Annotated in this window: 9 protein-coding genes; 1 reads left to right on the top strand and 8 read right to left on the bottom strand. The window is 42.5% G+C overall.

Annotation, left to right across the window (positions count from 1 at the left end; genetic code table 11):
• The 5 genes from ABFX15_RS10840 to ABFX15_RS10820 form a co-directional block, all read right to left on the bottom strand.
• Positions 1 to 939 (bottom strand): S41 family peptidase (locus ABFX15_RS10840; RefSeq protein ID WP_346025425.1); only part of this gene is annotated, 939 nt, incomplete at its 3' end.
• A gap of 22 nt (positions 940 to 961) precedes the next feature.
• On the bottom strand, positions 962 to 1,684 hold the full coding sequence (deoD, locus tag ABFX15_RS10835) for a purine-nucleoside phosphorylase (RefSeq protein WP_346025424.1): 723 nt from the start codon (positions 1,682 to 1,684) through the stop codon (positions 962 to 964).
• 30 nt (positions 1,685 to 1,714) lie between these two features.
• Entirely contained in the window at positions 1,715 to 1,936 is a 222-nt protein-coding gene (locus tag ABFX15_RS10830; protein ID WP_346025423.1) for a YozE family protein, read from the bottom strand.
• Entirely contained in the window at positions 1,933 to 2,454 is a 522-nt protein-coding gene (gene msrA, locus ABFX15_RS10825) for a peptide-methionine (S)-S-oxide reductase MsrA (protein WP_346025456.1), read from the bottom strand. Before msrA ends, ABFX15_RS10830 begins: the two co-directional genes overlap by 4 nt.
• Positions 2,455 to 2,499: 45 nt before the next feature.
• Positions 2,500 to 3,123, bottom strand: coding sequence for a YpmS family protein (locus ABFX15_RS10820; protein ID WP_346025422.1), 624 nt, complete (start codon positions 3,121 to 3,123; stop codon positions 2,500 to 2,502).
• A gap of 164 nt (positions 3,124 to 3,287) precedes the next feature.
• On the opposite strand from ABFX15_RS10820, the gene trhA reads away from it, so the two are divergent.
• Entirely contained in the window at positions 3,288 to 3,944 is a 657-nt protein-coding gene (gene trhA, locus ABFX15_RS10815; RefSeq protein ID WP_346025421.1) for a PAQR family membrane homeostasis protein TrhA, read from the top strand.
• A gap of 121 nt (positions 3,945 to 4,065) precedes the next feature.
• On the opposite strand, the gene ABFX15_RS10810 is transcribed toward trhA, so the two are convergent.
• From ABFX15_RS10810 to ABFX15_RS10800, 3 genes are all read right to left on the bottom strand, one after another.
• Positions 4,066 to 4,557, bottom strand: a complete 492-nt coding sequence (locus tag ABFX15_RS10810; RefSeq protein ID WP_346025420.1) for a dihydrofolate reductase — start codon at positions 4,555 to 4,557, stop codon at positions 4,066 to 4,068.
• A gap of 65 nt (positions 4,558 to 4,622) precedes the next feature.
• Entirely contained in the window at positions 4,623 to 5,567 is a 945-nt protein-coding gene (locus tag ABFX15_RS10805) for a thymidylate synthase (RefSeq protein WP_346025419.1), read from the bottom strand.
• A gap of 13 nt (positions 5,568 to 5,580) precedes the next feature.
• Entirely contained in the window at positions 5,581 to 7,464 is a 1,884-nt protein-coding gene (locus ABFX15_RS10800; RefSeq protein ID WP_346025418.1) for an ABC-F family ATP-binding cassette domain-containing protein, read from the bottom strand.
• Positions 7,465 to 7,627 lie beyond the last annotated feature (163 nt).

Genomic DNA, 7,627 nt, shown 5'->3' with positions numbered 1-7,627 from the left:
TTTAAAGTCACCGTATTCTCCCGAATCTGCCACGTAAATGAAGGGTTCTTCATCTCTTCCCTGAGACTGCATGATCGGTTCTCCATCTTCAACAAAGATATTAGAGATGCGAATAGCTGAGTTCAGCAGTCCACCTGGATTCCCGCGGACGTCGAATATGAACTGTTCTGCGCCCTGGTCCTTAAGCTCTTCAATCGCTTCGACCAGCTCTTCGTAGGTAGACAAATTGAAATTGGTAATGTGCACGTAACCAATGGTCGGATTGTCTTCGTCCAGTTCGTACCGGACTGACTCAACAGGGATCGAATCTCTCGTCAGTGTGATGTTGAACATGTTTTCTCCCCGTAAAATGAGAAGCTCGACTTCAGACCCCTGTGGCCCTCTTATAAGAGAGACAGCTTCATTGATATTTAAATCTGCGACCGACTCATTATCGACCTCAACAATATAGTCATTCGGCATCAAGCCTGCTTCTTCAGCAGGGGAACCGGCAATCGGGGAAACGATACGCACGTATTCGCCTTCCTTCATGACTTCAGCTCCAATTCCTTCAAAGGAGCCTTGAATATCCTCATCCATTGAAGTCGCTTCTACTGCGTCAAGATATTCTGTATATGGATCACCTACAGCATCAGCCATGCCTTCCAGTGCGCCTTCTATCAACGTCTGTGAGTCTATTTCTTCAAGATGCTGAGTCATGAGTATAGAATACATTTCTTCGATAGGCTGAAAATCTACCGGCTGTGTGGTCTCTTCATCAGTAAAATCAAGTACCGTTTCAGTTTCTGAATGATCGTTTTCCTCAGCTGCATCTCCGAAATAGCTCAGCCCAAGAGCAGTACTTGCTATAGCAACAACGAGTACGATTATAAGTGATCCGATATATAAAGATAAACTGACTTTTCTTGTCTCTTTTTGTGAATCAGGTTCATGTTGCATGAGAGTCCCCTTTTCTTATAGCTTAGTTAGCTTGTGCTTCCATTCTTAAAGCAGCCTCCAGTGCAATAATCATCATGTCGTTAAAGGTTGTCTGTCTTTCTTCTGCAGTTGTTTCTTCACCTGTCAGAAGGTGATCACTAATAGTCAGTAATGCGAGAGCTCTCTTATTGTACTTAGCGGCCAATGAGTAGAGTCCTGCTGCTTCCATTTCAACTGCCAGCACACCATAGTCAGCAAGCTTCTGCTTGTCCAGTTCAGCATTATAGAAACGGTCAGCACTCAACACATTACCGACACGGATACTCATGTTTTTATCCATTCCGATATCGTAGGCGTGTTTAAGCAGATCGAAATCTGCGATCGGTGCAAAGTCGACCTGATTATTGAATATCTGACGGTGTAGACTGGAATCTGTAGTCGCTGCCTGTGCGAGTACGACGTCACGGATCTTGATTTCTTTTTTCATCCCGCCAGCTGATCCGACACGAATCAGATTCTCCACACCGTATTCCTGAATCAGTTCTTCACCGTAAATCATAACGGAAGGGATGCCCATACCGGTTCCCTGAACAGATATCTCCTGGCCTTTGTAGGTTCCAGTATAACCAAACGCATTTCTGACGGCATTATACTGCTTAACATCTTCCAGGAATGTTTCCGCGATGTATTTAGCACGAAGCGGATCCCCCGGCATTAAAACTGTTTTAGCAATGTCTCCCTGTTTTGCTCCAATATGTGTACTCATGATAAATTCTCCTTTGACTGTTATAGTTTCCTATCTGTTTGTTTCTCTATATTCCTGAAATACTTCATCGAACAAGGTCATTGACTCCACGTAGTCTGCATTCAACTCAAGGTAGTCTGACAGCTCGTCATAATCCTCAGATTGCTTGGGAAATGTGCCATCTCTGGAAACGGCATTGGCGAACAGCGTGAAGTCATCTTTTTTGTAAGGATCTGCCAGCGTTTTGACAAAATGATAAAATGAGCGTCTCATTCAGTGCCCACCTGTTTTCTGTCGTTGACCCATTCCTGGCGCTGTCTTTTTTCTTCTGCATATAACCTTGGATTCTTTTTGTAAAACTGCTGATGCTCATCTTCCGCCCGATAAAACGTCTGTGCCTGTTCAATTTCAGTCACAATAGGATCTTTATACTTTCCGCTGTCTTCCAGACGTCTTTTTGAGTCCCGTGCAGCTTTTTCCTGCGCTTCATTATAATAGAAGATAACCGGTCGGTAACTGTCCCCGCGGTCCATGAACTGACCCATAGCATCGGTAGGATCAGTCTGCTGCCAGTACATCTCCAGCAGATCGTCAAACGACACACGTTTTTCATCATACTCGATCAGTACAGCTTCAGTATGCCCTGTCTTCTGGCTTTTCACTTCTTCATAAGTTGGATTTTCGACATGGCCGCCAGTATATCCGGACTCTACATTCAGTATACCTTCCATTTCTTCAAAAGGCTGGACCATGCACCAGAAACATCCCCCAGCTAGTAAAGCTTTTTCCATCGTATTCAATCCTTTCACACATCATGATAAATGATTATCAGTATATCATCTTACAGCCTCTTCAGGCAAAATAATATTCAATCTGATATCATCTTCCTGCAGATCGATACGCTGCATAGCGAACTGAAGGTCATTTTCGAGCTGAAACTCGTTCAATGCTACCAGAATCATCTGCTGCTCACTATCTACTCTTATCCATTGAGGAAGATCAAGCTGCTGGCCGAGAACATTCATTGCGATCCCAATAGGTAAATCGAATGACCCTAATTGTATCGAAGTTGCCCTAAGCTGTAAATTGCCGTCATCGACAACATAAGGGTCCATTCTCAATAAAAAGTCTACATCAAAACCGAAGACTTGGAGAGCCCCGCTCAACTGTACATCCTCATCAATCACTACATTGTACCCGGCAAACTGTTCATCCAGCTCTTCTTCCAGATAAAGATTGATGACCCGATTAAGTTGATTTTTATCTGTTACAACTTCGAAGCTCAAACTGTCTTCGATTACTGTCAAGTCTCCAGCTTGTTCTCCTGTATAGTCTGAATTGGACGGTTGCAGACCAACAATAATCCAAATGCTTAATGAGATGATGATACCCAGCAGAATAAGGAAGGCCCACATCCATCCGTTTGTTCCTCTATTTCTATTTCCACGTGATTCTGCCACTTGCTGTCTCCTTTCGAGCATTTTAATTTCAGTTGTGTTATTTCATTTAACTGAGTGCTGTAAATATGTTATAATTCCGACTACAAGATAGAAGTAGTCTTTCTAAAGTAGTATACCAAATATTTGATTGGTCGTACAGAATGTGAGAGACAAAGGAGGCGTCTATGTCAAATTTTACAGATCACCCAGTATTTTCAAAAAAATATCTGGTATTTAATGAAGTACTGAACGCAATTACTCATGGAATAGGAGTAATTTTGAGTATTGTCGGTCTAGTGTTTCTTGTTCAGAAAGGGCTGGAATATGGCGGTGCAGTTGAAGTGACATCCTATACTGTTTACGGATCTACACTGATCCTGCTGTACTTGTCCAGTACGCTTTATCACAGTCTTACGTTTACTCGAGCAAGAAAAGTCTTTCGAGTGATCGATCACTGCAGTATTTTTCTGCTCATTGCCGGAACATACACACCTTATACTCTGATTACGATCGGAGGAAGGCTTGGAGCAATACTGACATCAGTCATATGGCTGATTGCCTTGCTGGGTGTTGTATATAAAACGGTCTGGTTCAAAAAATTCCAAGGTCTTTCAGTCTGGTTGTATATTGCAATGGGTTGGATCTCTTTATTTTTCCTCAACTACTTGTACCAGGGACTTGGCACTAGAGGATTCATCTGGTTAATGGCTGGAGGAGTTTCCTTTACAGTCGGTGCACTGTTCTACAGACTGAAACATGTTAAATATATGCATGTTGTCTGGCATCTGTTCGTACTGACAGGAACTGTATGCATGTTCTTTTCAATTTATCTTTACACTTAAGACAATCTCAAGCTAAATTCAATACTCTGCACAGTAAGTAATTTTTCTAGATACAGAAAAAGTCACACCCCGATCAGTCGGTGTGACTTTTTTTATATCAGATAAATGCTCGTAGCAGGAATCAGTCTTTTATCCGTTCAAAAATCTGAAATGTGTGTGGATGACGGTTCTTCTCATCTACAGTTCCGTCTACCTCTTCAATCAGCTTAAACTTACTGTAATCAATTTCTGGAATGTAAGTATCGCCCTCAAATGACTCGTGGATCACTGTCCGGTAAAGTCTATCGACTTCTCCTACGAAGGCCTCAAAAAGTGACACGCCTCCGATTATATGGAGAGGCTTGTCAGTCGCAGCCACATCCAGCAGCTCTTCTTTTGAGTGTGTGACAACTACACCTTCCATTTGAAAATCTGAATTGCGTGTCATCACATAATTGATTCGCTCTTTTAAAGGAGGATTCGGAATACTGTCTAAAGTTTTACGTCCCATAGCCACGTTACCTGTCAAAGTGACCTTCTTGAAGAAGGCCATATCTGCCGGCAACGACCATGGGAGCTGCCCATCCTTGCCTATCAGCCCGTTTTCGTCTTCTGCCCATACAAATGTTATCATGTCAGTCCTCCTGTTATATATTTGCGTGTTACAACTTATAAGTTGTAACACGCAACAATGTTCTCTTATACCGCTATTGGTGCTTTGATTGATTTATGTGGATGATAGTCTTTCACTTTAATATCATCCATTTCAAAATCAAAGATACTTTTTTCTTTATTGAGTTCAAGAGTTGGAAAATCCCGGACGTCTCTGGATAACTGTTCATTAATCTGCTCCATATGATTCAGATACAAATGAGCATCTCCTAAAGTGTGCACAAAATCTCCGACTTCCAGGCCCGTTTCCTGAGCTATGAGGTGAGTAAGTAGAGCATAGCTGGCAATATTGAATGGTACACCTAAAAAGACATCTCCACTTCTCTGATAGAGCTGACAGCTCAGTTTGTTATCCTGCACGTAAAACTGGAAAAGTGTGTGGCAAGGAGGCAGAGCCATCGTTGGGACTTCTTCAGGATTCCACGCTGACACTATGTGTCTTCTTGAATTAGGATTAGTTTTAATAGACTCAATCACTTCTTTGATCTGATCAATAAACCCGCCATCGGCTGTTTTCCACGCCCGCCACTGAGCACCGTAAACATTCCCTAATGACCCGTACTTTTCTGCAAATGAATCATCCGTCAGGACTTTTTCTCTGAACTGTGCCATTTCATTATCGTATTGTATTTTAAACTCCGGATCCTTCTGACTTCTGATACCGAAGTCAGTCATGTCTGGACCATTATAATCTTCGCTCTTAACAAAGCGTTCGAAAGCCCATTCGTCCCAGATATGATTGTTGTTTTCCAGAAGAAACCGGATGTTTGTATCGCCTTTTAAGAACCATAGCAGTTCACTTTTTATCAGCTTGAAGAACACGCGCTTTGTTGTCAGAAGTGGAAACCCTTTTTGAAGGTCGAACCTCATCTGGTGTCCAAAAACTGAACGTGTTCCTGTACCTGTTCTGTCTTCCCTTACTGATCCTTCGTTTATAATTCTCTTAGCTAAATCAAGGTATTCCTGTTCCACTTTACTCTCTCCTCTATACGTATTGTGCGAGATATTCCCATCGTTCATATTTTTCGGCAAGCTGTCCACTTAATTCAGTCTGCTTATCAGTTAATTCACTCAGCTTGACGTGATCTGATACCACATGACTAATTTCTTCCTGAATGGCTTCAAGTTCCATTTCCAGCTGCTCAATGTCACTTTCTATGGACTCCCACTCTTTTTTCTCCATATAAGTCAGTGACGTCTTTTCTTTCGGTTCTTTTCTCTTTTCAGGTGCAGTTTTGTTCTTAATGACTGTGGGCTTTTCTTCCTTTATTTCTCTAGTCTGTTCCAGGTACTCAGTTAATGTTGCGTAACTTTCTTCGATCCTTCCATTGCCGTTAAAAATCAGCAGCTTACTGGCAATTTTATCAATAAAGTACCGGTCATGGGAAACGGCAATCACAGCACCGGAGAACTGACTGATGTACTCTTCTAGAATAGTCAGCGTCTGAACATCCAGATCATTTGTCGGCTCATCCAGAATCAGGACATTCGGCTGCTGCATTAGGATTTTGAGCAGATATAAGCGTCGCTTCTCCCCACCTGACAGTTTATTGATAGGCGAGCCGTGCATTGAACGGTCAAAAAGAAATCTTTCAAGCAGTTGAGACACACTGACGCTGGTACCATCGGCAAGTTTTACTTCCTCAGCAATTTCTCTCAAGTAAGTTATAACACGCTTGTCTTCATCAAATGCTTCATTCAACTGCCTGTAGTAGCCTATTTTTACTGTATCTCCTATTATGAGTTCTCCTGAGTCCAGTTCTGTTTCCTGTGCAAGGATATTCAAAAAAGTTGTTTTACCCGCGCCATTTACACCAGTGATTCCTATCCTATCTGTCTGCTGAACAAGCAAGTTGAACTGATCCAGTATCGTTAAATCACCCATACGTTTAGTCGCGTTCTCAAGTTCCAGCACCTTTTTGCCTAATCTGGATCCTGATAAATTCAGTTCAAGGTCAGATTTAGTGACCTGACTTTTGACTTGTTTTTCAATACCAGCAAACCGTTCTTTTCTGGCTTCCTGCTTAGTCCCTCGAGCCCGTACACCTGCGCGCATCCAAGCCAGTTCCTGTTTATACAGCTGTTTCTGTTTGTGAGCCATCTTGGCTTCAGTTTCTTCCCGCTCAGCTTTTAACTGCACGTACTGCTGGTAATTTCCCGAATAAGACTGTATCTTTCCGTTCTCAAGCTCAAGTATCTCATTAGAAACCCGGTCAAGAAAGTACCGGTCATGGGTAACCATCAGTAAAGCCCCTCTATAACCCGCAAGGTAATCCTCGAGCCATTTGATCATCTGAAAATCGAGATGGTTCGTTGGCTCATCAAGAATCAGCAGATCCGGTTCCTGAATAAGAACTTGAGCTAGGGCTGCTCTTTTTTTCTGTCCACCTGATAAAGTACCAACTTTTTTTGTACTGTCTGACAACCCTAACTGGTTAAGAATTGATTTAGCTCTGGAGCTGACTGTCCAGGCATCTTCCTGATTCATCCGTTTTTCAGCTTCTGTGAATGCCTGCTGAGTTTTAGGATTCAGGGGATCGTCTGACAGTTTCTGAAGGACCTCTTCATAGTGTCTTGCGGCCTGCACGACTGGTGAATCTCCATCAAATACTGTCTCAAACAAAGTTTTCTCTTCATCAAGTTCCGATTTCTGACTGAGGTAGCCGATCTCATACTCCCCTGGTTTTGATATAAGCCCGCTGTCAGGTTTTAATTCTCCTGCTACAATTCTGAGCAGACTTGTCTTTCCGGTCCCGTTGACTCCGATGAGCCCCACCCTCTGTGCTTCTCGGATAGAAAATGACAGGTCGTCAAATAATGTCTTGATTCCATAAGAATGTGTCAGCTGTTCTATTTTCCACTCTTTCATTGCATATCTCCTCACCTTTTCTCCTAATCATTCTAGCATATTTTACAGGTCAACACAGCATGGATTAACGAGGACACCGGTGACTCCCTTGTACTATGTGTAAAATTAATGTCGGAAGAGGGGAAATTCGACCTAGACAAAAAGAAAGAAGACCCTTAATCTA

Source organism: Alkalibacterium indicireducens (assembly GCF_039522005.1).
In the GTDB taxonomy this organism is placed as follows: Bacteria; Bacillota; Bacilli; order Lactobacillales; family Carnobacteriaceae_A; genus Alkalibacterium; species Alkalibacterium indicireducens.
Note: the sequence above shows the minus strand (reverse complement) of the source record. Positions and strands in the feature narration are given on the sequence as shown.